The sequence below is a fragment of the Rhizobium mulingense genome (assembly GCF_029194105.1).
In the GTDB taxonomy this organism is placed as follows: Bacteria; Pseudomonadota; Alphaproteobacteria; order Rhizobiales; family Rhizobiaceae; genus Rhizobium; species Rhizobium mulingense.
The window spans coordinates 58,123-83,585 of sequence record NZ_JARFVE010000014.1 but is presented as its reverse complement, the minus strand read 5'-3'; the positions used below and the strand labels follow the sequence as shown (position 1 = coordinate 83,585).

The window sequence follows — 25,463 nt, the reverse complement described above, 5'->3', positions numbered from 1 at the left end:
ACTATTTCATTTGGCCGCTTCAATGCAGAATTCTGATCTGGGGAACAAGGGCAAGCGCCTCATTCAGCAGATCCGGCGTCAGATTTTCGTTGACGGCATGCGGCGACTGCACAGTCAGCGCTGCTGCCGCGGTGCCGTGGCGGACGGCTTCCTCAAGCGGCAGGCCGCGCATCAAGGCGGCGAGCGTGCCGGCGGCAAGGGAATCGCCGGCGCCGGTGACATCGGCGAGGGTCTCGGCGATCGGCGGCTGTAGCGTCACGGCACGGCCGTCGCAAAACGCGACCAGCTCGCGCTGGCCGCGGGTGACGACGGCGCTCCGGATGCCGATCTCGTTCAGAAGCGGCGGCCAGCCGCCGGCGTCTTCCGGCCGTCCCCCAATAAGAGCTGCGGCTTCAGCCTCGTTCAGGAACAGGTAGTCGATATCCGCGATGCAGGATTTCAACCTGACGACCTTGGCCGGCGAAATGGCGATCGCCGCGACGGGTTTGGCCAGTGACCGTGCCTTGGCGACGATTGCAACGATCGTCTCTTCCGGCAGATTGGCATCGAAAAGGATGAGATCATGCGCGGCGAAGGCTTCGCGCACCCAGCGGATGGAAAGCCGCCGCGGCACGAAGAAGCGGTAGAGATCCATGTCGGCAAGGGCAATCACCAGGTTCCCGTCCCTCTCGATGATCGCGGTGTAGCTCGGTGTCTTGCGGTCGAGAAAAACGAAGGGCCGGTCGTTGATGCCGGCGAAATCGGCGGCTTCGCCGACCATCTCGCCGATGGGATCGCCGCCGCGCGGCGAAATCATTGTCACTTGAAAACCGAGCCTTGCAAGGTTGCGCGCCGCATTGAAGCCGCCGCCGCCCGGCTCCTCGAACCAGGTGCCGGGATTGCTGGCGCCTGGTGCCGTTTCCCCGGAAATGCGGCCGCGCCGGTCGATATGGGCGCCGCCGAGAACAAGAACCTTTTTCTTCATTTCAATTGCCTTGCGATGCCCGAAGCGCGAATCGAGATCGGTGCCTTCTGGCGCGGCAGAGCCGGCGCATCTGGCCTAAGCCGTTGCTTTGCATCGATAAAACAAATATAGAACACGGGCTGTTTTACCTTTTTCTTTCAATCGTTTGATCGCCTATTGCGAGAGTGGAACAAATGGGGTACAAACTCGACATTGCTTGGGCGGCTTCAATAACCTAAAGGTGGATCAGATGTCTCAGAATTCATTGCGGCTGGTAGAGGACAAATCGGTGGACAAAAGCAAGGCGCTTGAAGCGGCACTCTCACAGATAGAGCGGTCGTTCGGCAAGGGCTCGATCATGAAACTCGGTTCCAACGAGAATGTCATCGAAATCGAGACGATTTCGACGGGTTCGCTTGGGCTCGATATCGCGCTTGGTGTCGGCGGTCTGCCGAAGGGCCGCATCATCGAAATCTACGGGCCGGAAAGCTCGGGCAAGACGACCCTTGCGCTGCAGACCATCGCGGAATCGCAGAAGAAGGGCGGCATCTGCGCCTTTGTCGACGCCGAACATGCGCTCGATCCAGTCTATGCCCGCAAGCTGGGCGTCGATCTCCAAAACCTTCTGATCTCGCAGCCCGATACCGGCGAGCAGGCGCTTGAGATCACCGATACGCTGGTGCGCTCCGGCGCCGTCGACGTTCTGGTCGTCGACTCGGTCGCCGCATTGACGCCACGCGCCGAAATTGAAGGCGAAATGGGCGACAGCCTTCCCGGTCTGCAGGCACGCCTAATGAGCCAGGCGCTGCGCAAGCTGACCGCCTCGATCTCCAAGTCGAATACCATGGTGATCTTCATCAACCAGATCCGCATGAAGATCGGTGTCATGTTCGGTTCGCCGGAAACGACGACGGGCGGTAATGCGCTGAAATTCTATGCCTCCGTGCGCCTCGACATCCGCCGCATCGGCTCGGTCAAGGAGCGCGAAGAGGTGGTCGGCAACCAGACCCGCGTCAAGGTCGTCAAGAACAAGATGGCGCCTCCGTTCAAGCAGGTCGAATTCGACATCATGTATGGCGAAGGCGTATCGAAGACCGGCGAACTCGTCGATCTCGGCGTCAAGGCCGGAATCGTGGAAAAGTCGGGCGCCTGGTTCTCCTATAACAGCCAACGTCTCGGCCAGGGCCGCGAAAACGCCAAGACCTTCCTGCGCGACAACCCGGATCTCGCCCGCGAAATCGAACTGGCGCTGCGCCAGAATGCCGGTCTCATCGCCGACCGCTTCCTGCAGAACGGCGGACCTGATGCGGATGACGGCGATGCCGCCGCGGACATGTAAGTTTCGCGCCTGATCTTCTCGAATATCTCCGCCGGCCGCATTCCTGATGAGAATGCGGCCGGTTTCGTTTGTCCGCTGGACAGTGGCGGAGGCGAACGTTAAAAGCCGATGGATTTGTATTTATCTGCCTCCGGCAGCATTGAAGGGCTTAGAATGAGCGGTGTGAACGATATCCGGTCGACCTTCCTCGACTATTTCAAGAAGAACGGCCACGAGATCGTTCCGTCGAGCCCGCTCGTGCCGCGCAACGACCCGACGCTGATGTTCACCAATGCCGGCATGGTGCAGTTCAAGAACGTCTTCACCGGCCTGGAAAAGCGTCCTTATTCGACGGCGACGACCTCGCAGAAATGCGTGCGCGCCGGCGGCAAGCATAACGACCTCGACAATGTCGGCTATACCGCCCGCCATCTGACCTTCTTCGAAATGCTCGGCAACTTTTCGTTCGGCGACTATTTCAAGGAGAATGCGATCGAGCTTGCCTGGAAGCTCGTGACGGAAGGCTTCGACCTGCCGAAACATCGCCTGCTGGTGACCGTCTATTCCGAGGACGAGGAGGCAGCGACGCTGTGGAAGAAGATCGCCGGTTTTTCCGACGACAGAATCATCCGCATCCCGACTTCCGACAATTTCTGGCAGATGGGGGATACTGGCCCCTGCGGCCCATGCTCTGAAATCTTCATCGACCAGGGCGAGAACGTCTGGGGCGGTCCTCCCGGTTCTCCGGAAGAAGACGGCGACCGGTTCCTGGAGTTCTGGAATCTCGTCTTCATGCAGTTCGAGCAGATCGAGCCGGGTGTTCGCAACCCGCTGCCGCGTCCATCGATCGATACCGGCATGGGCTTGGAGCGCATAGCCTGTATTCTCCAGGGCGTGCAGAGCGTTTTTGACACCGATCTCTTCCGGACACTGATCGGCGCCATCGAAGATACGATGGGCGTCAAGGCAGAAGGTAGCGCCAGCCATCGGGTCATCGCCGACCATCTGCGCTCCTCGGCGTTCCTGATCGCCGACGGTGTGCTCCCGTCGAATGAGGGCCGCGGTTATGTTCTTCGCCGCATCATGCGCCGCGCCATGCGCCATGCGCAGCTGCTCGGCGCCAAGGAGCCGCTGATGTACAAGTTGCTGCCGACGCTGGTGCAGCAGATGGGCCGCGCCTATCCGGAACTGGTACGCGCCGAGGCCCTGATTTCGGAGACGCTGAAGCTGGAGGAAAACCGCTTCCGCAAGACTCTGGAACGCGGCCTGTCGCTTCTGTCGGATGCGACGACGGATCTTTCCAAGGGCGATATGCTGGATGGTGAGACCGCCTTCAAGCTCTACGACACCTACGGTTTCCCGCTCGATCTGACACAGGATGCGCTGCGTGCCCGTGAGATCGGCGTCGACATCTCCGGCTTCACTGACGCGATGCAGCGCCAGAAGGCCGAAGCCCGCTCGCACTGGGCCGGTTCCGGCGAAAAGGCGACAGAAACCGTGTGGTTCGAGCTTAGGGAAAAGCATGGCGCGACCGAATTCCTGGGCTACGACACCGAAACGGCTGAGGGCGTCGTGCAGGCGATTGTCAAGGACGGCGCGGTTTCGACCGAGGCCAAGGCCGGCGACAAGGTGCAGATTGTGGTCAGCCAGACGCCGTTCTACGGCGAATCGGGCGGCCAGATGGGCGATACCGGCGTGATCTCGTCCGACCACGGCAAGATCGAGATATCGGACACTCAGAAGAGAGGCGAGGGCCTGTTCGTGCATCTGGGTACGGTCATTGAAGGGGTGGTCAAGGATGGCGATGCTGTCGCGTTGACGGTCGATCATGCCCGCCGTTCGCGCCTGCGCGCCAATCACTCGGCGACGCACCTGCTGCATGAGGCGCTGCGCGAGGTGCTCGGCACCCATGTCGCCCAGAAGGGCTCGCTGGTCGCGCCCGAGCGCCTGCGTTTCGACGTCTCGCATCCGAAGCCGATGTCGGCCGAAGAGCTGAAGATTGTCGAGGATATGGCAAACGAGATCGTGCTGCAGAATTCGCCGGTCACCACCCGATTGATGAGCGTCGACGATGCGATCGCCGAAGGCGCGATGGCGCTGTTCGGCGAGAAATACGGCGATGAAGTCCGCGTCGTGGCGATGGGCGAGGGTGTGCGCGGCGCCAAGGCCGGCAAGCCCTATTCGATTGAACTCTGCGGCGGCACTCATGTCGAAGCCACCGGTCAGATCGGCCTGATTCGCGTTCTCGGCGAAAGTGCTGTCGGCGCCGGCGTTCGCCGCATCGAGGCCGTCACTGGGGAATCGGCGCGCGAATATCTGGCCGAACAAGACGAGCGCGTGAAGACGCTTGCCGCCTCGCTGAAAGTTCAGCCTTCGGAAGTTCTGTCGCGCGTGGAAGCGCTGGTTGACGAGCGCCGCAAGCTCGAAAAGGAACTGGCCGACGCCAAGCGTAAACTCGCCATGGGCGGCGGGCAGGGCGGCTCGGGCGATGCAGTGCGCGAAGTTGCCGGTGTCAAGTTCCTCGGCAAATCGATATCGGGCGTCGATCCCAAGGATCTGAAGGGGCTTGCCGATGATGGCAAGACCAGCATCGGCTCGGGCGTGATCACTCTTATCGGCGTATCCGATGACGGCAAGGCGAGCGCGGTCGTCGCGGTGACGTCGGATCTCGTCGAGCGCTACAGCGCCGTTGATCTAGTCCGCATCGCCTCGGCCGCCCTCGGTGGCAAGGGCGGCGGCGGTCGTCCCGACATGGCGCAGGCCGGCGGTCCGGATGGATCGAAGGCCGACGAGGCGATCGAGGCGGTAGCCTTGGCTCTCGCGGGCTGAGCTGACGGTTGATTCCTAAGGCGGAAGCTCGGCTCCCGCCTTAGCTTGGCTGTGAACGTTCTTTACTCGGCATTTTCCCAGAGCTCCCTCATTGCTGTGCTTGTCACAGGAATCCTGTGCGTCCAAGTTCTTGGGCGCGAAAGATTCATTCACGGCGCCGACGCGCCGTGGCTGGATTCCTGTGACGAGCACAGGAATGAGGCAGGTGAGGCGGCGTAGTAGGTAGCGACTCTTCTTCTGCCGCGTAGCGTTGGCATCCGGAGCCGGCAAGTCCGCAAGATTTGTCAAATCGGGATATGGTTCTCTGCAGCCGATCGATTTGCACAGGGCTTTGATATGAAGGGCGAAACGGCATGGGCGCTGTATGAAAACCGTCTGAGACGGGTTTCGGCCTATATTCACGACCACCTCGACGAGGAGCTGGATATGGAGCGCCTGGCCGAGATTGCCTGCCTGTCGAGCTATCACTGGCACAGGATCTACCGGGCGATCTATGGCGAGACGCTGGCGGCCACCGTCAAGCGGCTGAGGCTGCATCGCGCGGCGGGCGAGATCGTCCGCACGGAGCTTGCCATCAGCGAGATTGCGAAGCTATCCGGCTATCCCAATCTCCAATCCTTCAATCGCATCTTCAAGTCGGTCTACGGCATGCCGCCGGCCCGCTACAGGAATGAGGGAAGCCATACAGCCTTTGAACCCTCACCTAACGGAAAGACCCAAAACATGTTCGACGTTACTATACGTGAGATCGCACCGACCGAGCTGATCGGTGTCGCCCATACCGGCTCTTACATGCAGATCGGCAAAGCCTTCGAGACATTGTTCGGCACGCCTTACGCCCGCGGCCTGGCAAAGCCAGGCATGCGGATGATCGGTGTCTATCTCGACGATCCCGATATTGTCCGGCTGCACAACTGCGGTCGATCGCCTGTGTCACCGGAACGCCCGACCTGCCGGCCGAAGCGCCGTTCGAGCGGCGCACCATCGATGCCGGCAACTATGCGGTGTTGCGCCACAAGGGGCCCTATGCCGACATGCACAGGGCCTATCAGTGGCTTTATGCGGAATGGCTGCCCAAATCAGGGCGGCAGCTGAAGGACAGCGTCATGTTCGAGGAATATCTCAACAATCCGCGCGACGTGCCTCCAACCGAGCTTCTAACCGAAATCCACATGCCGCTTGCCTGACCTCGTCCGAGGACGCGGCTGAGATACCGCGTTCTCCGTAGCTCCTTGTTTATGCATGTCGTTATCAAACGCTCAGGCCGCCTGCATGGTCTTGCCGGCCTCGTCGTCCAGGGCTTTGGCGCGCTTGCCGGCCGGACGCTCGCTGATGCGGCCGAAATAATCGATGAAGGCCTGGCGTTTTTCGATGCTGCCGAAGCTGAGGCCCCAGCCGATATGAGAGCCGACATAAACGTCGGCGGCGGTGAAGCGCTCACCGGCAATGTAGGTCGAACTGGAGACAGCGATTTCCAGCGTGTTCATGACATCGCCGAAACCGCCGCAGCCAGCCATGCGCAGGCGCTCCGTCGGAATTTCGAAGCCGAGCGCCTTCATCGTCACCGCCGATTCCAGCGGGCCGGCGGCAAAAAACATCCAGCGGTAATAGGCCGCGCGCTCTTCCGGTCTTGGGGCCAGCCCCTTTTCCGGGAAGGCGTCGGCGAGGTAGGCGCAGATTGCTGCGCATTCGGTGACCACGGTGTTGCCGTGGCGGATTGCCGGAACCTTGCCCATCGGATTGAGCGAAAGATATTCGGGCGCCTTCATGGTTTCGCCGAAGGTCAGGAGTTCGGTGCGATAGGGCTGACCGATTTCCTCGAGCATCCAGCGCGCAATGCGCCCGCGTGACATCGGATTCGTGTAAAATACCAATTCTTCGGTCATGACATGCTCCTCCTGTTGCCCCTACGGCCGTCATTGCCGTCGCCCGGAATCCATAGGGCGGCGAGGTCTTTGTGCAAGTCCGGTCGTCAGAGAGCTTTGCGATACTGGATGAAGCCTGAGCGTTCGGCGATCCGGTCGTACAGCCGCCGCGCCGTGGCATTCGTTTCGTGCGTCATCCAGTAGAGCCTGCCCGCACCGTTTGCGCGCGCAAGATCGGCGACCGCATCGATTAGTGCGGCTCCGGTGCCGAGGCCGCGCTGGCTATTTTCGACATAGAGATCCTGCAAATAGCAGGTCCATTGCGGAAGCCAGCAGGAGCGGTGAAAGATGGCATGGACGATGCCGACGAGACTGCCGTCATCGCCGAAGGCGCCGAGTGCATGCATCGGTTCATCGGGATCGTGGAAGCGCGCCCAGGTCAGATCCGTAGTTTCGGGCGGAATGACCACCTCGTAGAAGCGCTGATATGATTCCCATAAAGGCTCCCAGGCGGCGCGGTGGGTTCAAGCGGTCGCAGGATGGCCGTCATCGGTCGTTCCTAAATAAGAACGGCGGGGAAATCCCCGCCGTTTCAATACTATCCGAAAGGGCTGGCTTACGCCATTGCCTTCTGAAGGTTCTGGTCGATCTTGTCGAGGAAGGCGGTGGTCGAAAGCCACGGCTGATCGGGACCGATCAACAGCGCCAGATCCTTGGTCATGAAGCCGGATTCGACGGTGTCGACGCAGACCTTTTCCAGTGTCGAGGCGAACTTGGAGAGTTCGGCATTGTCGTCGAGCTTGGCGCGATGAGCGAGGCCGCGGGTCCAGGCGAAGATCGATGCGATCGAGTTCGTCGAGGTTTCCTGACCCTTCTGGTGCTGGCGGTAGTGGCGGGTGACGGTGCCGTGGGCGGCTTCAGCTTCGACCGTCTTGCCGTCCGGCGTCAGCAGAACCGAGGTCATCAGGCCGAGCGAGCCGAAGCCCTGGGCAACGGTGTCGGACTGGACGTCGCCGTCATAGTTCTTGCAGGCCCATACGTAGCCGCCCGACCACTTGAGCGCCGAGGCGACCATGTCGTCGATCAGGCGGTGTTCATAGGTGATGCCGGCTTCCTTGAACTGATCCTTGAATTCGGTCTCGTAGACTTCCTCGAAGATGTCCTTGAAGCGACCGTCATAGGCCTTCAGGATGGTGTTCTTGGTGGACAGGTATACCGGCCACTTACGCATCAGGCCGTACATCATCGAGGCGCGGGCGAATTCGCGGATCGACTCGTCCAGGTTGTACATGGCCATGGCAACGCCGGCGCCCGGCGCGTTGAAGACTTCCTTCTCGATGACGGTCCCGTCTTCGCCGACGAACTTGATCGTCAGCTTGCCCTTGCCGGGGAATTTGAAGTCGGTGGCGCGGTACTGGTCGCCGAAGGCATGGCGGCCGACGACGATCGGCTGCGTCCAGCCGGGAACGAGGCGCGGCACGTTGCGGCAAATGATCGGCTCGCGGAAGATGACGCCGCCGAGGATGTTGCGGATCGTGCCGTTCGGGCTCTTCCACATTTCCTTGAGGTTGAATTCCTTGACGCGGGCTTCATCCGGGGTGATCGTCGCGCACTTGATGCCGACGCCGTACTTCTTGATGGCGTTGGCGGCGTCGACGGTGACCTGGTCGTTGGTGGCGTCGCGGTTTTCGACCGAGAGGTCGTAATAGTCGATGTCGAGGTCGAGATACGGATGGATCAGCTTATCCTTGATGAGCTGCCAGATGATGCGCGTCATTTCATCGCCGTCGAGATCGGCGACGGGATTGGCGACCTTGATCTTGTTCATGTATCTGCCTCGTTCGAGCTTGAAGGGGACAAGCGTCCCAGGTGGGTGACGTGATGAGGAGCGCTATAGCATTGTGAACCAGGAACGCAAAGCTGCAACGGCTTTCACAATGCGTTTTTGCCGCCATTGCCAAGCGCTGAAATCTGGCTAGTGTCCGCCTTGATTTGCCCGCCCCGGAACATTCGACCATGAAGACAATCGCCGTTGTTATCGCAAGCCTTATCGGCTTTTCAGGCGCTGCCCATGCGGCCGATGCCACCGCTCCCGTGCAGGAGATCATGGACGCGACCAAGAGAAACTGGGCCGACAACAATAGCGACTGGACCGACATTTTCGATGCGAGCCGGCTCGATCGTCTCTACAGCAAGGACTTCGTCGCCAGATACCAGGCGGCTGCGCAATTTCCCGCCGTTGACGACGACGGCATATCGCCCTTCGACTACGACGTCATCGTCAACGGCCAGGATGCATGCCCGCTGGAGGATCTGACGATGGCGGCGGCGCCCCCGGTCAACGGGATGACCGAGGTCACGGTGCGCTTCAGGAAATCCGCCTGTTCGGAAGCGCCTGATGCCAAGGACTATACGACCGTTCGCTTCGCGGTGGTCGAGGAGGCCGGCCAGCCGGTGATCGACGATATCGTCAGCGAGAATATCGAAACGCAGGCCCACGATTCCCTGAAGGCGACGATGGCGCTGATTGCCAAAGGCCAATAGGCGCGCGACATTCGGAAACGTCGGGATTCGATCCAGGACGGCTCGCTTTCGCCAGGCATGGGCCTATTTGTCGATCCTTCCGCGGCATGAGGGGTTTTGCATTTGTTTTCCGGCTTTCAGGCTCGCGACTGGTTGCTTGCCAACGATCCGGCACTTTCGCGCTTGCGCATGGCGCTGCGGGTGACGCTGACGATCACTTTCTCCTTTTTGGTCCTCCTTGCCATCGACATGTTCATCCTGCCGTTGCCGACCGCGGCCTTCGGCCTCGGCATCGTGCTGTCGATCGAAGGCGGCGTGGCGGTGCGCGACAAGGGCAGTTCCCGCCAGCTGGTAACGCGGCTTTTCGGATGTGCCGCCAGCCTTGCTGTCGTCGGCATTGCGGCGGGGCTCGAAGATCGCCGCTTTCTCTCCGATCTCGTCTTCCTCGTGGTGATCGCGCTCGCATCGGCCGGACGGGTGTTCGGGCCGCGCGGCTTTGCCATCGGCATGTTCGCGTTCACCTCTTATTTCATGGGCGCCTATTTCCGGCCGCAGCTCGCTGAACTGCCGGCGGTGGCGATCGGCCCCGTCGTCGCGGTGCTTGTCGGCCATCTGGTGAGGGCAGTCCTGCTGCCCGACGATTGGCGGCGCGACCTGCTGCGTTCGCTCGAAAGTGTCAGGGGCCGGATCAACCAGATCCTCTTCAAGCTGGCCGCCATCGCCGGCGGCGCCGAGATCGGTGAAGCCGACCGGCAGGAGTTGCGCCAGCTGGAAGACCGGCTGAAGGAAGTGGTGCTGATGGCGGAGACCTTCATCCCGCGCCCGCCGACCGGCGTCTTTGACGCCACCGCCGACCCCGCCGCCGAGCTGGCGATCCGGCTCTTCGACGCGCATCTAGCGGCCGAGAGTGCGATCGTGCTGAGTTTTCAGAGCCCGCCGCCTTTCGCGCTCATTCACGCGGTGATCGAAGCCGACAAGGCCGCGCTCGCCACCTATGAAGGGATGGCGGAAGCCGCCAGGGACGCGCCGCAGGTGGAGACGGTGCGGGCGCTGCTCTGGCTCGGCGGGGCGCAGCAGCAACTGACGCAGGCGATCGACACGGGGCGGGCCTCCGGCTTTTCCGGCATCGATACGGTCAAGGACACGGCGCAACCCCAGGCGATTGACTTTTCATTTGCCAATCCTCTGCTGCGGTCGGCGCTGCAGATCACGATCGCGTCGGCGATCGCCATGAGCTTCGGACTGCTCTTGTCGCGCGAGCGCTGGTTCTGGGCGGTGCTTGCTTCCTTCCTCGTCTTCACCAACACCAATTCACGCGGCGACACCGCGATGAGGGCGCTGTCGCGCTCGCTCGGGACCGTGTTCGGGATCGCGATCGGCCTTGTGCTGGCAACGCTGATTTCAGGCGAGCCTGATATCGCCATCCCGGTTGCCGCCGTCTGTATTTTCCTCGCTTTCTATTTTCTGCAGGTTTCCTATGCGACCATGACCTTCTTCATCTCGATCGTGCTCTGCCTGGTCTACGGCATGACGGGCGTGCTGACGCTCGATCTCTTGAAGCTGCGCATCGGCGAGACCCTGATCGGTGCGGTGGCGGGAACGGCGGTCGCCTTCATCGTCTTTCCCACGCGCACGCGCAGCACGCTCGATTCCGCGCTTGCCCGCTGGTTCCAGGCGCTGCGCGATCTGCTTGGCGCCCTCAGTGAGGGAAACAGCGGTTTCGAGCTGATGGCGCTGTCGCAGAAGATCGATGCCTGCTACCGTGATATAACGGTGGCGGCGCGGCCACTCGGCTCTTCCTGGTCGGTGGTGACGCGGCCCGGCCGGATCCGCCAGACTCTGGCGATCTTCCTGTCCTGCACCTACTGGGCGCGTATCCTGGCGAAAAATTATGAAGCGCCGGCCGCCGACGACAATCTGAACAGGCTGATCGCGGCGGACCTGGCGCTGATCGACAAGGCCGCCGCGCGCAGATCGAGCTGCTTCCTGATCAAGCGCAAGGCATCGCGGACGACAGGACGACATCTGCCGTTGTCGCGCGAAGGCGCCAGGCTGGGGCTCGAAATGATCGGTTCGGCGCTGGAAAGGCTCTATCCGCAGGCCGACGTCTTGCCGTTTGCTGCGGACGAGGCTATTGCGCGCTCAAAACAAGGATGAGACCATGGCGGGCACGAACAGCGAGCGTCAACTTCTGGCCGAGGGGCCGGCCATCATTCTGGTCGAGCCGCAGATGGGCGAGAATATCGGCATGGTGGCGCGCGCCATGGCAAATTTCGGGCTTGCCGAACTGCGCCTCGTCAATCCGCGTGACGGCTGGCCGAACGAGAAGGCGCAGGCGACGGCCTCCAAGGCCGATCATGTGATCGCGGCGACGAAGGTCTACGATACGCTGGAGCAGGCGATTGCCGATCTCAATTTCGTCTATGCGACGACGGCGCGCGAGCGCGACGGTTTCAAGCCGGTGCGTTCGCCGGTCGTCGCCGCCGAGACGCTGCGATCGAGGTTTCGTGCGGGCGAGGGGACCGGCATCCTCTTCGGGCGCGAGCGCTGGGGGCTGACCAATGAGGAAGTGGCGCTTGCCGACGAGATCGTCACCTTTCCCGTCAACCCGGCCTTCGCCTCGCTGAACATAGCCCAGGCCGTGCTGCTGATGTCCTATGAATGGATGAAATCCGGCATGGAGGATATCGGCGCCGTGCCGTTCCAGGCGATGGAACAGAAGCCCTCGACCAAGGAACAGCTCTTCGGGCTGTTCGATCAGCTGGAAGAGGCGCTCGATGCCCGCGGATATTTCCATCCTGCCGGGAAAAAGCCAAAAATGGTCGACAACCTGCGTGCCGTTCTATCCCGCCGGGCTTTCACGGAGCAGGAAATCAGCGTGCTGCGCGGCGTCATCTCTTCCCTCGACCGCTTCTCGCGCAAGAGCCCGCGCGGCGGCAGGTTCCCGACATCGGCCAAGGAAACACCGCCAGATGACAGCGACGACGCGTGAGCTGAAACCCATCCTACTCTTCGACTCCGGCATCGGCGGGCTGACCGTACTGCGCGAGGCGCGCGTGCTGATGCCGGAGCGCGGCTTCATCTACGTCGCCGACGATGCCGGCTTTCCCTATGGTGGCTGGGAGGAACAGGCGCTGAAGGAGCGTGTGATCGGGCTCTTCGGCCGGCTGCTCGCGGAGCACGACCCCGAAGTCTGCATCATTGCCTGCAACACCGCCTTTACCCTGGTCGGCGCCGATCTGCGCGCCGCCTTTCCGCGGATGACCTTCGTCGGCACCGTGCCGGCTATCAAGCCGGCGGCGGAGCGGACGCGCTCTGGCCTCGTCTCGGTGCTCGCAACGCCGGGAACGGTGAAGCGGGCCTATACACGCGATCTCATCCAGTCCTTCGCGCAGCAATGCCATGTCCGTCTCGTCGGCTCGCAGAACCTGGCGCGCATGGCCGAAGCCTATATTCGCGGCGACGCCGTCTCCGACGACGCGGTGCTGGCCGAAATCGACCAGTGTTTCGTCGAGAAGGATGGTCAGAAGACAGATATCGTCGTGCTTGCCTGCACGCATTATCCTTTCATGGCCAATCTTTTCCGGCGGATTGCGCCGTGGCCGGTCGACTGGCTTGATCCGGCCGAAGCGATCGCGCGCCGCGCCCGCACGCTGGTTCCGCTGGTTGCCGATGCCGTGCATCCCGACAATTTCGACTTCGCCGTGTTTACCTCAGGCCAGCAGGATTTCGCCACCCGGCGGCTGATGCAGGGATTCGGCTTGAGGGCATGAGGGGAATTGTCCTGTGGGTTGGCGAAATCCGGCCCTGAAAATCAGCAGATTCTTTGATAGACGGGGCGTTGCCGTTTCGGAAGAATGGCGCTTCGTTCATGTGAGTCTTTTCGTCGCGAGGATCGGCATTGCAGGTTGGTATCGATATGGGATTGGCGTCCGGCAACCCGGCGACGCTCGATATCGAGGAGCTGCTGGCGACCCGCCTGCTCGTGCAGGGCAATTCCGGATCGGGAAAGTCACATCTCCTGCGCCGTTTGCTCGAGCAATCCGCGCAATGGGTGCAGCAGGTCATCATCGATCCCGAAGGTGATTTCGTCACCCTCAGCGACAGGTTCGGCCATATCGTTGTCGATGGCGAGCGCACCGAGGCGGAGCTGGCAGGTATCGCCAACCGTATCCGCCAGCATCGGGTGTCCTGCGTGTTGACGTTGGAAGGACTCGACATCGAGCAGCAGATGCGTGCCGCTGCCGCTTTCCTCAACGGCATGTTCGATGCCGATCGGGAATACTGGTATCCCGTTCTCGTCGTCGTCGACGAGGCGCAGATGTTCGCGCCTTCGGTCGGCGGCGATGTCTCGGAAGATGCGCGCAAGATGTCGCTCGGGGCGATGACCAACCTGATGTGCCGCGGCCGCAAGCGCGGGCTTGCCGGGGTGATCGCCACGCAGCGGCTTGCCAAACTCGCCAAGAACGTCGCGGCCGAGGCCTCGAACTTCCTGATGGGCCGCACCTTTCTCGATATCGACATGGCGCGCGCCGCCGACCTGCTCGGTATGGACCGGCGTCAGGCCGAGATGTTTCGCGATCTAAAACGCGGCAATTTCGTTGCTCTCGGACCGGCGCTGTCGCGCCGGCCGCTGCCGATCCAGATCGGCGCGGTGGAAACATCGGCGCGCTCCTCCAGCCCGAAGCTGATGCCGCTGCCGGATGCGCCGCAGGATGTCGAGGACCTGATCTTCACGCCCGATCCGGAGGAGTTCCAGCGTGCGCCCGTGCGCCGCGCGCCGCCGGCGCCGCGGCCGACCACCGATATACTGGCGGAGCTCTCACGCTCGACGCCGGCGGCGTCGCCTGCGCCCGTCGAGGCGAGGGCGAGCCAGGTGGAAATCTCCGCCGAGGAGCGGGAGGAACGCCTCGCCGGCGTGCTTGCCGAAATACTCGACGATCCCACCTCCGCTTTCCGCACCGATGCCGTGCTCTATCAGGATTTTCTCGTGCGGCTGCGCATGCGCCGCGTGCCGGGACCGCCGATCGCATTGCCGGATTTCCGCCGGCGCGTGGCGATCTCCCGCTCCGGTGTCGACGCGGCGACAGCGGCGAGCGATGAATGGGCGACGGCCTTGTCGCTGTCCGCAAGCGTCACCGACGATCTGCAGGGCGTCTTTCTGATGCTCGCCAAGGCGGCCGTCTGCGGCGAACCGTGCCCGTCCGACGCGCGCATCGCCCGTGCCTATGGCACCCACTCGGCGCGGCGCGCCCGCCGCCTGCTCGGTTATTTCGAGGAGCAGGGGATCGTCGTCGTGCACACGGATTTCTCCGGCAAACGTATCGTGGCTTTCCCCGACATGAATTGCCAGACCGCACCCGGTGATGCGAACGCACCTGATACCGGCGATCAGCCGTTGGCTGCGGAATAGTCGCGCTTTCGGGCTTTGGCGCAGTTGACATTTTCATGACGGGCCTCTAAAGACGCGCCAAGCACCGGGCAGCAATGTCCGGTGTTTCATTTGACATGTCCCGTGGATCGTTTCTGTTCGCGTAACCGAAACATCCTGTCAGGTCTTGGAAGAGATCAGAGGAGGGCGTGTTTCCTTCGCGCGGTTTGGCAACAAACCGCCATAAACCTTTGAAAGGAAATACGATGAGCAAGCGCGAATCGTCCAAGTACAAAATTGACCGCCGTATGGGCGAAAACATCTGGGGCCGTCCGAAGTCCCCGGTGAACCGCCGCGAGTACGGCCCGGGCCAGCACGGCCAGCGTCGGAAGGGCAAGCTTTCGGACTTCGGTGTGCAGCTGCGCGCCAAGCAGAAGCTCAAGGGCTATTATGGCGACCTGCGCGAAAAGCAGTTCCGCGCGATCTTCGCCGAAGCCGCCCGCCGCAAGGGTGACACTTCCGAAAACCTGATCGGCCTTCTGGAATCCCGCCTCGACGCGATCGTCTATCGCGCCAAGTTCGTTCCGACGGTCTTTGCTGCCCGTCAGTTCGTCAACCATGGCCACGTCACCGTCAACGGCGTTCGCGTCAACATCGGTTCCTATCGCTGCAAGGCCGGCGACGTCATCGAAGTTCGCGAGAAGTCGAAGCAGCTGGTGACCGTTCTGGAAGCCGTCAGCCTCGCCGAGCGCGACGTTCCCGACTATATCGAAGTCGATCACAACAAGATGGTCGCCACGTATGGTCGCGTTCCGACGCTTAGCGACGTTCCGTTCCCCGTTGTCATGGAACCGCATCTGGTCGTCGAATTCTATTCGCGCTAAGAAGAACCAGGCGTTTTCGCTTATGGAAAAGCCGCTCTTTCGGGCGGCTTTTTTGTTATCCGGAGAGAAGCGATGGCGGATTTGCAGGCGACCCTCGACAGCATCTACACCGATATTCTGCCGCGGGTCGGCGAGGGTAAGGTCGCTGACTATATACCCGAGCTCGCCAAGGTCGATCCACGACAGTTCGGGATGGTGATCGTCACTGTCGACGGCAAGGTCTATCGTATCGGCGACGCCGATATCGCCTTCTCGATCCAGAGCATCTCCAAGGTCTTCATGCTGACCTTGGCTCTCGGCAAGGTCGGCGAAGGTCTATGGAAGCGCGTCGGACGCGAGCCGTCAGGATCGGCTTTCAACTCGATCGTCCAGCTCGAGCACGAGAGCGGCATTCCGCGCAATCCCTTCATCAATGCCGGCGCGATCGCGGTCACCGACGTCGTCATGGCCGGTCATGCGCCACGCGAGGCGATCGGCGAATTGCTGCGCTTCGTGCGTTATCTCGCCGACGACGAGTCGATCACCATCGATGACAAGGTGGCGCGCTCGGAAACGCAGACGGGGTACCGCAATGTCGCGCTCGCGAACTTCATGCGCGCCTACCGCAATCTCGACCACCCCGTCGACCACGTGCTCGGCGTCTATTTCCATCAATGCGCCCTGTCGATGAGCTGCGAGCAGCTCGCCCGCGCCGGGCTGTTCCTGGCAGCGCGCGGCAGCAATCCGATGACCGGTCATTCGGTGGTCTCGCCGAAGCGGGCGCGGCGCATCAATGCGCTGATGCTGACCTGCGGCCATTACGACGGCTCGGGTGACTTCGCCTATCATGTCGGCCTGCCCGGCAAAAGCGGTGTCGGCGGCGGCATCTTCGCGGTGGCGCCGGGCGTTGCCTCGATCGCAGTCTGGTCGCCGGGGCTGAACAAGGTCGGCAACTCGCAGCTCGGCGCCGTGGCGCTGGAGATGCTAGCGGCGCGCACCGGCTGGTCGGTGTTCGGTGATTGATGCTGTGTTGCCGGGCGACTTTCTGCTAAAGGCAGCGTGATAAGCCGGGCAGACAATTCAAGCCTGCAATCTAAGATTGGACGAGCTCATGAATATCGCAGCCAACATCGCGGACGATCTGGAATCTGTCGTATCTGGAGATGACATTGGCCATGCGCTGTTTGCCGGCGCGCCGCGATCGGTCTCCTTCAACAAGCTGCGCAAGCGGCTGCTCAGGCAGGTGCGCCAGGCCTTCGACGATTTCGATATGCTGAAGGGGCAGAAGCGCTGGCTGGTCGGCCTTTCCGGCGGCAAAGATTCCTATGGGCTGCTGGCGCTGCTGCTTGATCTCAAATGGCGCGGGCTGCTGCCGGTCGAGCTCATCGCCTGCAATCTCGACCAAGGGCAGCCGAACTTTCCCAAGCATGTGCTGCCGGATTATCTGACGAGCATCGGCGTCCGGCACCGGATTGAGTATCGGGACACATATTCGATCGTGAAGGAGAAGGTGTCGGAAGGGGCGACCTACTGCTCGCTCTGTTCGCGGCTGCGGCGCGGCAATCTCTACCGTATCGCCCGGGAAGAAGGCTGCGATGCGCTGGTGCTCGGCCATCACCGCGAGGATATTCTCGAAACCTTTTTCATGAATTTCTTCCATGGAGGGCGGCTGGCCTCAATGCCGGCGAAGCTTCTGAACGACGAGGGCGACCTGATGGTGCTGCGGCCGCTTGCCTATGCGGCCGAGGACGACCTTGCCAAGTTCGCTGCCGCCATGCAGTTTCCGATCATCCCCTGCGATCTCTGCGGCTCCCAGGACGGGCTGCAGCGCAATGCGATGAAGGACATGCTCGCCGATATCGAACGACGGATGCCGGGGCGCAAGGACACGATGCTGCGGGCGCTTGCGCATGTGAATCCGTCGCATCTGCTCGATCCGAAGCTCTTCGACTTTTCCGGCTTGACAGTCACCGACCCTTCGTGAAAGGCCGGCTGCGGGAGGCTGGTCGCTGCATGAAGGACATGATTTCGCATGAGCATTTCAGATAAGGATATTCTCTTTCTTGGCGCTAGCGTCAGGGAGGCGGCACGCGCCGAAATCATGCCGCGTTTTCGCAATCTCGGCACTGCCGACGTTTCCGAAAAGACCTCCGCAATCGACCTGGTGACGGAGGCGGACGTGCTCGCCGAACACAAGATCACCGCGGCGCTGAAAGAGCGTTTTCCCGCAGCACTCGTTGTCGGCGAGGAAGCCTATGACGTCGATCGGTCCGTCGTTCCGGCCCTTGCCGGCGCCGAGCTCGCCTTCGTCATCGATCCTGTCGATGGCACCTTCAATTTCGCCGCCGGGCTTCCGGTCTTCGGGACGATGCTGGCGGTGACCGTCAGGGGCGAGACGGTCGCCGGCATCATTCATGATCCCGTCCTCGGCGATACGGTGATGGCGATCAAGGGAGCGGGCTCCTTTCTGACGCGACAGGACGGCCAATCGAGCAGGCTCAAGGTGGCGGAACCCGCCGCCCTGGACCAGATGGTCGGCGGCATCTCATGGGGCCATATGGACGACCCGGATCGCTCGCGCATCTGCTCCAACCTGGCGAAGATCAGAATGACCTTTGCTTTCAACTGCTCGGCCTACGAATATTGGATGGTTGCCTCCGGCAAGCTGCATTTCATCGGCCATGCAAAGCTGATGCCCTGGGATCACCTGGCCGGCGTGCTCGCGCATCAGGAGGCCGGCGGCCACACGGCGAAATTCGACGGCACCCCCTATCGCCCCGGCGAGACGACGGGCGGCATTATCTCAGCACCCGACAGGGACAGCTGGCAGCTGATCCGCCGCGAGGTCATCGGCATCTGATTTGACACGCTTCCTGAAAGGATTTGACATGACTGCGACTGTCGACGTGACCGCCCTTGCCGATCTCTTGCGCCGGACGGCGAAAGCGGAAATTCTGCCGCGCTTCCGCCGGCTTGGCCGGGACGATGTGCGCGCCAAGAGCGAGGCGACCGATCTCGTTACCGAGGCCGATGAGCAGGCCGAGCGGATGATCAAGGCGGAAGCCGAACAGCTCTGGCCGGGCGCCCTGTTCGTCGGCGAAGAATCGGTCTCGGCTGTGCCTGCACTGCTCGGCAGGCTCGCCGATGCCGATCTCGCCATCGTCGTAGATCCGGTCGACGGCACGTTCAATTTCGCCGCCGGCATCCCGGCCTTCGGCGTCATGGCGTCGGTCGTTTCCGGCGGCGAGACGATTGCAGGCATCATTTACGATCCGATGGGCGACGACTGGGTGATGGCGGAAAAGGGAAGCGGCGCCTGGCTGCGGCGGCCGGATGGCGAAGCCCGGCGGCTGCGCGCGGCCGAGCCTGTCGCGCTCGACCAGATGGTCGGCATGGCCTCCACCGGCTACCTGCCGCAGGAGAAGCGGGCCGAGATCCTCGGCAATCTCGCCAAGGTGCGCTTCCTCACCAACTACCGCTGCGCGGCTCACGAATACCGCACCCTTGCGGGCGGCCATGTGCATTACCTCATGTACAACAAGCTGATGCCCTGGGATCATCTCGCCGGCACGCTCATTTCCCAGGAGGCCGGCGCCCATGCCGCCCGTTTCGACGGTTCTTCCTACCTACCACACCATCTCGACGGCGGGCTGCTGATTGCCCCAGACAAGGCCTCATGGGAAGTGCTGCGCCGTGAGGTGGTTACCGTTTGAACGCATGAAAACCGGCCGCAGAGCACTGATTTTGCGGCCGTATCCGCGACGGGACGGCCGAGTTCATTCGGATGGTGTATCGGTGGCTCGCGCCCTATTCCGTGTAGAGCTTTTCCATGCGGAAATTTTCCAGGCTTTGCCCGCGTTTCTCGACGGTTTGCCTCGTTATCACACGGAAACCCCTGCGCTCGAAAAACGGTCGGGCGGTTCGGCTCGCTTCCGTATAAATTCGCGTGAATCCGAGGTTCAACGCTTCCTTCTCGACCCTGCTCAACAGGTGGCTTGCGATACCGAGCCCCTGAAATTCAGGGTGCACGAACATCATGTCCAGGCATCCGTCTTCGGTCAGGTCGGAAAATCCCACCGGCACTCCATCGATTTCCGCGATCCAGCCAGGCCTGCTTATCCGGCGCTTCGCCCATAGGCTGCGATCTTCCACCTTCGCCCAAGCCTCGATCTGAGCGGGCAAATAGTCTTTCGATGAAACCTCCCGGACAGCGCGCAGAAAAATCCCGATCGTTGCGACTGCGTCGCTTGGCGCGTAAGGCCTGATCAGAATTCGGTCGTCCATCGGAAATGCCTCGCCCACTGCAGCCAATCGTTTTCGGCGTCAGAAGTGGGCGGCACCCGGATCGCGCTGCGGGCTGTCTCCGGGATGGGTGAAGAGCTTGCCGTTCTCGGCCCAGAGGGTGGCTGCGATCGTCACCAGGCCGAAGAGCGCGAAGCCGCCGAAGAGAGGCTGCACCGTGCCGTTGAACATCTGGCCGACCAGTCCGCCGAGGATGGCGCCCGCCGTGGTCGAGACGAAGCCGGTGATGGCGGTCGCCGTCCCGGCGAGATTGCCCATCGGCTCAAGGCTGATGGCGGTGAAATTGGTGGCGATCACGGCAAACATCATCAGCACGATTGTGAAGATGCCGTAGGCTGTGGCGAAATCCGCCTTGCCGGCCAGTGCAATGAGAAAGCCGGTTGCTGACAGTGCCGTGAAGACCAGCAGCGCGGCATGCGAAATGCGGCGCATGCCGAATTTGCGAACGAAGAAGCCGTTGGCGAAATTGGCCACCGCAATACCGCCGGCGGTCGCCGCAAAGGCGATCGGCAGCCAATCGCCGAGGCCGTAAACTTCGCCGAAGACCTGCTGCACCGAGATCACATAGGCGCTGATGACGCCGGTAAACATGGTGAGACCGATCATATAGCCTGAGGTAATGCGGTTGGTGAGCACGGTCTTGAATCCGTCGGTGACCGAGCTGACCGACAGCGGCAGGCGTTCTTCCGGCGGCAGCGATTCCTTCAGCCGCAGAAGTGCCCAGACGAAGAGGATGGTGGCGACGGCGCCGAGCAGGATGAAGATCCAATGCCAGTTGGCGTAAAGAATGATGAGCTGACCTACCGAGGGTGCGACGATCGGCACGATCATGAAGACGATCATGATATAGGACATGACGCGGGCCATTTCGCGGCCGCCGAAGCAGTCGCGGACGATCGCCATGGTGGTGATGCGCACGGCCGCGCCGCCCACGCCCTGGACGAAGCGCATGAGGAGCAGCATTTCGAAGCTGCCGGTGGCGGCAGCGGCGAACATGCCGAAGACATAGCAGGCGAGGCCGCCGAGCAGGATGTTGCGGCGACCGAACGTATCGGAAAGGCTGCCGAAGAATATCTGCGAAACGCCGAAGCCGAGAAAGAAGACGCCGATGATGAGCTGGGCGTCGTTGGTGCTGGTGACGCCGAGGGAGCGGCCGATATTGGGCAATGCCGGCAGCATGCTGTCGATCGCCATGGCAATGCTGGCCGTCATGATCGCAATGGTGACGACGAATTCACCGAAGCCCATGCCGATGCGGCGGGAGCCTTGGTTTTCCTGGTGCGGTTTATGTGGCGGCGTCATGTGGTGAAATCCTGGATGCGGAGGAGGTCGGCCTTTCAAACGGTCGGATTGTGCTGCTGGAACAGGCGGCCCTTCTCGGCAATAAGCACGAAGACCAACCCGGCGATCGAGACAGCGAAATAACCGGCGACCATCGGCAGCGCCGTGCCATCGAAGGCCTGGCCGATACCGGCGCCGATGAGGGCGCCGCCAACCGTGCTCATGAAGCCGAGCACGGAGGAGGCGGTGCCGGCCACATGGCCGAGAGGCTCCATGGCAAGCGAGTTGAAGTTCGAGCCGATCCAGCCGAACTGAAACATGGCCAGACCGAAGAAGGTGATGAACAAGGCGAAGGGCATCGGCTCGGAACTCGCCATTTGGACGATCAGCCAGATGGAGTTGATGGTGATGAAGCCGATCAGCGAGCCGTGCGACAGGCGACGCATGCCGAGCTTGCCGACGAAGCGCGAGTTGAAGAAGGACGACAGCGACATGAAGATCGCCACGCCGGCGAAGGCGACGGGGAAATAGACGCCGAGACCATAAATGCCGACATAGACCTGCTGAGCGGAATTGATGAAGCCGAACAGCGCGCCGAAAATGAATGTGCTGGCGATCGTGTAGCAGAGCGCCAGGCGATTGGTCAGCACCAGCTTGAAGGCGCCGAAGATCGAGCGGGCGGTGAAGGGGCGGACATTCTGCGGATGCAGGGTTTCCGGCAGGCGGATGTAAGCCCAGACGGCGATACCAGTCGCCATGGCGGCAATGAAGAGGAAGATCAAGTGCCAGTTGCCGAAGAACATCACGACCTGGCCGGTGCCGGGTGCGATCACCGGCACGATCATGAAGACCATCATAATCAGCGACATGACCTCCGCCATCTGCCGGCCGCCATAGATATCGCGGACAATGGAGACGGTGATGACGCGGGTTGCGGCCGAACCAACGCCCTGCAGGAAGCGCAGGGCGAGCAACCCCGCAAAAGAGGGGACGAAAACGATACTGATGGCGGAGAGAATGTAGATGACGAGACCGATCAGCAGCGGCGTGCGGCGGCCGAAACGGTCGGAGAGCGGCCCGTAGAACAACTGAGCGCAGCCGAAACCGAGCAGATAGGTGGAGACGACGAATTGCCGATGATTTTCGCTCTCGACGCCGAGGCTCGCTCCAATCTGCTGCAGCGCCGGCAGCATGACGTCGATCGCCAGAGAGTTAACGGCCATCAGCAAGGCGGCGAGCGCGATGAATTCACGCTTGCCCATGGACAGGCGGCCCGCGGACACGGCTGGTGATGAATCTGTCACAATGAAATTCCCATAAACAGGTCAAGGCGCTGCTGGCTGCAGCGCCTCGAACTCGAGAAACAGATTTGGAAACCGGGCGGACGTCCGGTGACCGGTCAGGCCGCGCCGCGAACGGTGACGCCGTTTTCCTGGAGATGCTGTTGCAGCTCACCGGCCTGGAACATTTCCCGGACGATGTCGCAGCCGCCGATGAACTCGCCCTTTACGTAAAGCTGCGGGATCGTCGGCCAGTTGGAATAATCCTTGATGCCTTGGCGAATCTCCGAATCGGCGAGTACGTTGATGCCTTTGTAGTCGACGCCGATGTAATCGAGAATCTGCACGACCTGGCCGGAGAAACCGCACTGCGGAAACTGCGGCGTGCCCTTCATGAAGAGGACGACGTCGTTGCTCTTGATTTCGTTGTCGATGAATTCGTGAATGCCGCTCATGAGACCTGATCCTTTCAACGGGTGGGTTAAAGGCCCACCGTTTCAATCGTTGTCCTTAGATAGCATGTGACAGCAGGAATTCCAGACGCCTAAACCAAAAAAAGACCACTGTGGTCAGACCACTTCGCTGATGTTGCTATCACGTTACGGTTGTCGGGCCAGATGAGCCTGTATCCGATCAACTTCAACGTCGCCGAGGGACCGAGCTCGGCGGTCGGATAAAAATTGCGTCTTGTCTCAGCTGCGGCGCTGGCGGCTGCGACCGGCAGCTGTGCGTCGCTTGCTGACCTGTTTGCGGGCGGTTTTGCGCTTGGCGGAGGTTGTCTTTCTGGCAGCAGCCGTTGTCGCAGTGGGGCGCGTCTTACGCTTCCTGCGCTTCGTCGTGATGCGGCCGGTGGTTTTCCTCAGGATTTCCTTCAATACGGTGTCGACGACGCCTGTTATCAGTTCTTTGACAAGATCGGCCACAAAACCCCTCCGTTCACGGTTGAAACGACATGGCTGCTATTGAATTCCTGATGACTTCGGTTAGCAAGACGCCTTCGAGACCATACCTGCTTTTTCGCCGAGATCGGCGGCACAGCAGCCGGATCGCACGAACATGCCGGCCATTCGCCCGGCCGAAAGAGCGGAATGAGATTGATAAAAAAGCGGGTCGTCCTGCATTTTCCTGGCTTCGAGCCGCTCGACGGCGTTGCCCACCGGGCGCGCTACGAGCGCTCAGCCAGACAGAGTTCCGCCGTTTGGGGCTACTCGCTCGAGATCGGGACGCCGGACGGCAGCGATCTCCTCAGTTTCGACGTTTCGACCAGCGGCGCGGCGCCCGGGGCAGCCGAGGCGGCGCCCGGGGCAGAGCCTGCTCCTGCCACCTGGCAGACGAAGAGCCGGATCTACATGGTCGATCACGATATGTTCGTGCGCAGGCTGCGCAGCAGCAATACGCTGAGCCAGATTGTTGCGGGTTTTCGCAGCTGCGCTCAGATCATGCTCGAAGGCGGCATGCGGGGCTATTTTCGTCATGCCTGGCGCTTCGGCCTGTTCTTCCTCTTTCCGTTCCTGCTGACGGCGCTAGCAATCGCGCTGACGGCGCAGATCGCCGTCGCGCCCTATAGTCTCGGCTTTTCGCCCTGGCACATGCTCTGGAGCGGGCCGCTAGCCCTCTGCTTTTTCATCTTTGCCTTCCTGCCGTTTTCCGAACGCTTCCACACGCTGCATCTGTTTGCCGATTGGCAAATGGCGGTGGCGCTCGGCCGCATGCACCGGGCCGATTTCAACGATTGGCTGGAAGACCGGGCCACCGCCGTAAGCAAGGTGCTCGCCGAAGAAGCGGAGGAGTATGTGATCTCCTCCCACAGCATGGGATCGAATGTGGCCGCCCACGTCATCGGCATATTGCTGGAAAGGGAGCCGGAGATATTCAAGGGCAAACGCGTGGTGTTTGCAACGCTCGGCAGTGCCATTCTGCAGTGCGCGCTGCTGTCATCGGCGAACCTGCTGCGCGCCCGCGTCGGCTTGATTGCCCGCTGCCCGGAGATTTCGTGGCTCGATGTGCAATGCCTGACGGATTCGATCAATTTCTACAAGGTGCCGGTTGTCGCCGCCTGCGGCCACCCGGACGCGCCCCCGGCAAAGATGCTCCTGATCCGCGTCAAGCAGATGCTGACGCGCGAACATTACCGCAAGATCCGCAAGGATCAGCTTCGCGTCCATCGGCAATATGTGTTGGGGCCGGATCTGCAGGCGCCCTTCGACTTCACGCTGATGACTTCAGGGCCGATGCCGGCTTCGGTGTTTGCTTATCCGGAGCAGGAAAGGTTTCCGGCTTGAAGGGCCGAGTACCATCGGGAGCGATGGACGTATAGGGTTTACGCCGAGTCGGTAGGTTCTTGGGGGACTCGACTTAATTCCAGGGCGTCGGGATCAATGGGCGTTCACCACCACAGCCCGACCCCACCCTCCGTCATGCTCGGCCCTGAGCCGAGCATCGACACCGCATCATCAGCAGCAGTCGCATGGATCCCAGGCTCAAGGCCTGGGATGACGGAGAGTGTGGTTGGCGTTCTCGCCAAACTCGCTGCCAGTGTACAAAGATGTAGTTACAACAGGTGTTTCATAGCCCGGCACTTACTACGCCCTCCCTTACCACCGGTACATGTGATAGGAATGAGAAGCGGAGAGGGTGGCGGGCTACCTCAACTGTCAATCCGGCGCCGAGGTCTGCAATGCGAGCGCGTGCAATATGCCACCCATATTGCCCTTCAGCGCTTCGTAGACCATCTGGTGCTGCTGCACGCGGCTCTTGCCGCGGAAGGCTTCGGCAACGACTTCGGCGGCGTAATGATCACCGTCGCCCGCCAGATCGCGGATCGTCACCTTGGCACCGGGAATCCCAGCCTTGATCATGTCTTCGATATCGCCGGGTTTCATGGCCAT

Annotated in this window: 22 protein-coding genes and 2 pseudogenes; 14 read left to right on the top strand and 10 right to left on the bottom strand. The window is 61.6% G+C overall.

What is annotated here, in order from left to right; translation table 11 throughout:
• Window positions 1-19 precede the first annotated feature (19 nt).
• Entirely contained in the window at window positions 20-964 is a 945-nt protein-coding gene (locus PYR71_RS26040) for a carbohydrate kinase family protein (protein WP_275621436.1), read from the bottom strand.
• A 229-nt stretch (window positions 965-1,193) separates the two neighbouring features.
• Here PYR71_RS26040 and recA point away from each other — a divergent pair, with 229 nt between their 5' ends.
• The 3 genes and pseudogenes from recA to PYR71_RS26025 all read left to right on the top strand — a co-directional run bounded on the left by recA (window position 1,194) and on the right by PYR71_RS26025 (window position 6,277).
• Complete coding sequence (gene recA / locus PYR71_RS26035; RefSeq protein ID WP_064685493.1) at window positions 1,194-2,282, top strand: recombinase RecA; 1,089 nt, start codon at window positions 1,194-1,196, stop codon at window positions 2,280-2,282.
• A gap of 153 nt (window positions 2,283-2,435) precedes the next feature.
• Complete coding sequence (alaS, locus tag PYR71_RS26030; RefSeq protein WP_275621435.1) at window positions 2,436-5,090, top strand: alanine--tRNA ligase; 2,655 nt, start codon at window positions 2,436-2,438, stop codon at window positions 5,088-5,090.
• 336 nt (window positions 5,091-5,426) lie between these two features.
• Window positions 5,427-6,277 (top strand): annotated as a pseudogene (locus PYR71_RS26025) (AraC family transcriptional regulator).
• 72 nt (window positions 6,278-6,349) lie between these two features.
• On the opposite strand, the gene PYR71_RS26020 reads toward PYR71_RS26025, so the two are convergent.
• The 3 genes and pseudogenes from PYR71_RS26020 to PYR71_RS26010 form a co-directional block, all read right to left on the bottom strand.
• Window positions 6,350-6,976, bottom strand: a complete 627-nt coding sequence (locus PYR71_RS26020; protein ID WP_275621434.1) for a glutathione S-transferase family protein — start codon at window positions 6,974-6,976, stop codon at window positions 6,350-6,352.
• 86 nt (window positions 6,977-7,062) lie between these two features.
• Window positions 7,063-7,505: pseudogene (locus PYR71_RS26015) on the bottom strand (GNAT family N-acetyltransferase).
• A gap of 66 nt (window positions 7,506-7,571) precedes the next feature.
• The gene (locus tag PYR71_RS26010; RefSeq protein ID WP_275621433.1) at window positions 7,572-8,783 is read right to left on the bottom strand and encodes an NADP-dependent isocitrate dehydrogenase; all 1,212 of its coding nucleotides are present in this window, start codon (window positions 8,781-8,783) and stop codon (window positions 7,572-7,574) included.
• Window positions 8,784-8,971: 188 nt separating this feature from the next.
• Between PYR71_RS26010 and PYR71_RS26005 the strand changes: the two genes are divergently transcribed.
• The 10 genes from PYR71_RS26005 to PYR71_RS25960 all read left to right on the top strand — a co-directional run bounded on the left by PYR71_RS26005 (window position 8,972) and on the right by PYR71_RS25960 (window position 19,425).
• Window positions 8,972-9,499 carry a hypothetical protein gene (locus tag PYR71_RS26005; protein ID WP_275621432.1) on the top strand — a complete coding sequence of 176 codons (528 nt, stop codon included), beginning with the start codon at window positions 8,972-8,974 and terminating at the stop codon, window positions 9,497-9,499.
• Between the two features lie 96 nt (window positions 9,500-9,595).
• Window positions 9,596-11,635 (top strand): FUSC family protein, encoded by a 2,040-nt coding sequence (locus PYR71_RS26000; RefSeq protein WP_275621431.1) that lies wholly within the window; start codon window positions 9,596-9,598, stop codon window positions 11,633-11,635.
• Between the two features lie 4 nt (window positions 11,636-11,639).
• Complete coding sequence (locus tag PYR71_RS25995) at window positions 11,640-12,470, top strand: RNA methyltransferase (RefSeq protein WP_183913549.1); 831 nt, start codon at window positions 11,640-11,642, stop codon at window positions 12,468-12,470.
• A complete protein-coding gene (murI, locus tag PYR71_RS25990; RefSeq protein WP_275621430.1) occupies window positions 12,451-13,251 on the top strand; it encodes a glutamate racemase in 801 nt (266 codons plus the stop codon). Before PYR71_RS25995 ends, murI begins: the two co-directional genes overlap by 20 nt.
• Before the next feature lie 128 nt (window positions 13,252-13,379).
• The gene (locus PYR71_RS25985) at window positions 13,380-14,891 is read left to right on the top strand and encodes a helicase HerA domain-containing protein (protein WP_275621429.1); all 1,512 of its coding nucleotides are present in this window, start codon (window positions 13,380-13,382) and stop codon (window positions 14,889-14,891) included.
• Window positions 14,892-15,115: 224 nt separating this feature from the next.
• On the top strand, window positions 15,116-15,733 hold the full coding sequence (rpsD, locus tag PYR71_RS25980; RefSeq protein WP_064685423.1) for a 30S ribosomal protein S4: 618 nt from the start codon (window positions 15,116-15,118) through the stop codon (window positions 15,731-15,733).
• A gap of 72 nt (window positions 15,734-15,805) precedes the next feature.
• Window positions 15,806-16,735 (top strand): glutaminase, encoded by a 930-nt coding sequence (locus tag PYR71_RS25975; RefSeq protein WP_275621428.1) that lies wholly within the window; start codon window positions 15,806-15,808, stop codon window positions 16,733-16,735.
• A gap of 88 nt (window positions 16,736-16,823) precedes the next feature.
• Window positions 16,824-17,696, top strand: a complete 873-nt coding sequence (gene ttcA, locus PYR71_RS25970) for a tRNA 2-thiocytidine(32) synthetase TtcA (RefSeq protein ID WP_275621427.1) — start codon at window positions 16,824-16,826, stop codon at window positions 17,694-17,696.
• Between the two features lie 48 nt (window positions 17,697-17,744).
• Window positions 17,745-18,572, top strand: coding sequence for an inositol monophosphatase family protein (locus PYR71_RS25965; RefSeq protein ID WP_275621426.1), 828 nt, complete (start codon window positions 17,745-17,747; stop codon window positions 18,570-18,572).
• Window positions 18,573-18,600: 28 nt separating this feature from the next.
• The gene (locus PYR71_RS25960; RefSeq protein ID WP_275621425.1) at window positions 18,601-19,425 is read left to right on the top strand and encodes an inositol monophosphatase family protein; all 825 of its coding nucleotides are present in this window, start codon (window positions 18,601-18,603) and stop codon (window positions 19,423-19,425) included.
• A gap of 94 nt (window positions 19,426-19,519) precedes the next feature.
• Here PYR71_RS25960 and PYR71_RS25955 read toward each other — a convergent pair whose 3' ends face one another.
• The 5 genes from PYR71_RS25955 to PYR71_RS25935 all read right to left on the bottom strand — a co-directional run bounded on the left by PYR71_RS25955 (window position 19,520) and on the right by PYR71_RS25935 (window position 23,498).
• Window positions 19,520-19,996: a GNAT family N-acetyltransferase gene (locus PYR71_RS25955; protein WP_275621424.1), complete on the bottom strand. Its 477-nt coding sequence runs from the start codon at window positions 19,994-19,996 to the stop codon at window positions 19,520-19,522.
• A 39-nt stretch (window positions 19,997-20,035) separates the two neighbouring features.
• Window positions 20,036-21,316: a multidrug effflux MFS transporter gene (locus tag PYR71_RS25950; RefSeq protein ID WP_275621423.1), complete on the bottom strand. Its 1,281-nt coding sequence runs from the start codon at window positions 21,314-21,316 to the stop codon at window positions 20,036-20,038.
• A gap of 35 nt (window positions 21,317-21,351) precedes the next feature.
• Complete coding sequence (locus tag PYR71_RS25945) at window positions 21,352-22,557, bottom strand: multidrug effflux MFS transporter (protein WP_275621512.1); 1,206 nt, start codon at window positions 22,555-22,557, stop codon at window positions 21,352-21,354.
• A gap of 137 nt (window positions 22,558-22,694) precedes the next feature.
• A complete protein-coding gene (gene grxD, locus PYR71_RS25940; RefSeq protein ID WP_009994514.1) occupies window positions 22,695-23,030 on the bottom strand; it encodes a Grx4 family monothiol glutaredoxin in 336 nt (111 codons plus the stop codon).
• Window positions 23,031-23,267: 237 nt separating this feature from the next.
• Window positions 23,268-23,498, bottom strand: a complete 231-nt coding sequence (locus PYR71_RS25935) for a hypothetical protein (RefSeq protein WP_275621422.1) — start codon at window positions 23,496-23,498, stop codon at window positions 23,268-23,270.
• A 165-nt stretch (window positions 23,499-23,663) separates the two neighbouring features.
• Here PYR71_RS25935 and PYR71_RS25930 point away from each other — a divergent pair, with 165 nt between their 5' ends.
• A complete protein-coding gene (locus PYR71_RS25930; RefSeq protein WP_275621421.1) occupies window positions 23,664-24,857 on the top strand; it encodes a hypothetical protein in 1,194 nt (397 codons plus the stop codon).
• A 372-nt stretch (window positions 24,858-25,229) separates the two neighbouring features.
• Here PYR71_RS25930 and PYR71_RS25925 read toward each other — a convergent pair whose 3' ends face one another.
• Window positions 25,230-25,463 carry a BolA/IbaG family iron-sulfur metabolism protein gene (locus PYR71_RS25925; RefSeq protein ID WP_007826248.1) on the bottom strand — a complete coding sequence of 78 codons (234 nt, stop codon included), beginning with the start codon at window positions 25,461-25,463 and terminating at the stop codon, window positions 25,230-25,232.